This is a genomic window from Vibrio sp. 1641 (assembly GCF_033339995.1).
GTDB classification, from domain to species: domain Bacteria; phylum Pseudomonadota; class Gammaproteobacteria; order Enterobacterales; family Vibrionaceae; genus Vibrio; species Vibrio alginolyticus.
This window is the reverse complement of the sequence record NZ_JAWOVP010000492.1, coordinates 1-526: the sequence shown is the minus strand read 5'-3', so window position 1 is coordinate 526 and position 526 is coordinate 1. Positions and strand designations below refer to the sequence as shown.

General features: G+C 47.1%; 2 protein-coding genes. Both read left to right on the top strand.

Annotated features, from left to right (window positions below):
* A partial coding sequence (locus R7Z47_RS26745; RefSeq protein ID WP_318131013.1) for a class I SAM-dependent methyltransferase occupies positions 1–299 on the top strand: 299 nt, incomplete at its 5' end.
* Between the two features lie 5 nt (positions 300–304).
* Positions 305–526: DUF2878 family protein (locus tag R7Z47_RS26740; RefSeq protein ID WP_318131012.1), on the top strand; the 222-nt coding region annotated here is incomplete at its 3' end.

The following is a 526-nucleotide window of genomic DNA, read 5'->3' as shown; positions in this document are numbered from 1 at the left end:
TCGATTTTATTCAGAAATACATTTTCCCTGGCGGTTTCTTGCCGTCGGTGACGTCTTTGACACAAGCGGCCACTAAGCACAGTGATTTGGTGGTTCGTGATTTGTTTGACATCGGCCTAGACTACGCAAAAACACTGAATGAGTGGCATCGCCGTTTTAACCGCGCAGAGGATGCTGTGCGAGGGTTTGGCTACGATGACCGGTTTGTCCGCATGTGGCGTTATTACCTTAGTTATTGTGAAGGCGGTTTTCTTGCACGTACGATCAGCGCCGTTCACATGACTTTCCAGCGCCCATAACAATTATGAGAGTGTTGATTGCGTCCACTTGGTTTCAACTGTGCTGGTTTATTGCTGTGCTTGGTACTTTTGAGTGGCAATGGTTGATGATGATACTGGCGTTGGCGACCTTGGTGTATTCCATTCTGACGGCGTTTCATTCGGTGAAAGCGATATCCTTTGTCACTTTTTTCGGGCTAGTTCTCGATACGCTAAATCAACACTTCTCGCTTTTGGTTTTCCCTACC